The sequence below is a fragment of the Carnobacterium sp. genome, from assembly GCF_032094055.1.
GTDB lineage: Bacteria > Bacillota > Bacilli > Lactobacillales > Carnobacteriaceae > Carnobacterium_A.
In genome coordinates, this window is record NZ_DAMDAK010000093.1 from 7,343 (window position 1) to 8,590 (window position 1,248).

Annotated in this window: 1 protein-coding gene; it reads left to right on the forward strand. The window is 36.9% G+C overall.

The window, feature by feature from the left end:
- The first annotated feature begins 366 nt into the window (after positions 1 to 366).
- On the forward strand, positions 367 to 1,176 hold the full coding sequence (locus RT405_RS11735; protein WP_313469900.1) for a M15 family metallopeptidase: 810 nt from the start codon (positions 367 to 369) through the stop codon (positions 1,174 to 1,176).
- Positions 1,177 to 1,248 lie beyond the last annotated feature (72 nt).

Consider the following 1,248-nt stretch of genomic DNA (forward strand, 5'->3'; position numbering starts at 1 on the left):
AGCTGCGATTGCCAGGTGTGATTCAGCAGCAAATTGAAACAGAAAAACAAGATCTACTTGAATGGTTCAAAGAAAATATGGAAGAACATTACCCTATTTAACCTAGTCTTATATGGAAGAGAAAACTGTATTCGGAATTACTCCGTGCAGTTTTTTTGTATTTTCTTCCATTTAGCACAACTTTTTTATGGCGATTCTAACTATTAATGTTATTATAGAAGATGAAAATAAAAGGACACGCTTTTGAATGGAATCATTATGTTTATGAGCAGCATCAGTGAGAGAAAGCGAGTTGGATAAAAAATGCATCAATGTTGCATTTGCCGAGGAATAAAGAAACGTAAATAGAGAATGGGGCTTTAAAATATGTACAAGAAATTTGCAGTACTTTTTGTGTCGATTGGACTCCTAAGCGGATGTAACGCAGTAGAAAATACTGTATCGGATATGACTCAAAAAATGACAAAGACAGAGACGTCTACTTCAGCTGCATCTTCTGAGAAGAGTTTGACTCCCGCAGAAGAACAGCAGTTGAAAAAGGAACAAGAACACCAAGCTATGCTAGATGAACTGCCTGATGTATCTACAACTGATTGGAACTTGATCTTGGTCAACAATTCAAAACCGATTGACCCAGATTTAAAGATACCATTAGTAACCTTACCAAGTGGCTATATGATTGATGAACGGATGAAAGAAGACTATGATAACTGGCTAGATGCAGCATCTAAAGCTGGTTTTGACATCGTACTGGCTTCTAGTTATCGTTCAGTGGATTTACAACAAACAAATTATGATAGCAGTATTCAACGTTATCTGGATGAAAACTATTCCCAAGAAGAAGCAAAGAAAAAGACGGAAGACTACATTGCAATTCCTGGAGGCAGTGAACACCATACTGGACTTGCAGTTGATATCGTAGATGATGAATGGCTAGATACTGGTAAAGGATTGATTCCAGAATACGATACGCAAGACTCGCAACATTGGCTGGTCGACCACATGACCGATTACGGATTTATTTTGCGCTATCCGCAAGGAAAAGAAAAAGAAACCGGTATAGAGTATGAATCTTGGCATTTCCGTTATGTCGGAGTTGAAAATGCAAAATATATCGAGAAATATGATCTTTCACTTGAAGAATACATTGATTTATTAACAGAAGCAGGAAAATAATGGCTAAGCAACTATAGAAAGGAGGAGTGAATTGTCTCAAAAAAAGACTCCCAAAAAATATAAGCCAAAGAA

Bases quoted from the DNA above. Each gene is read 5' to 3' on its own strand.
- RT405_RS11735 (WP_313469900.1), top strand. From the start codon at position 367: ATGTACAAGAAATTTGCAGTACTTTTTGTGTCGATTGGACTCCTAAGC.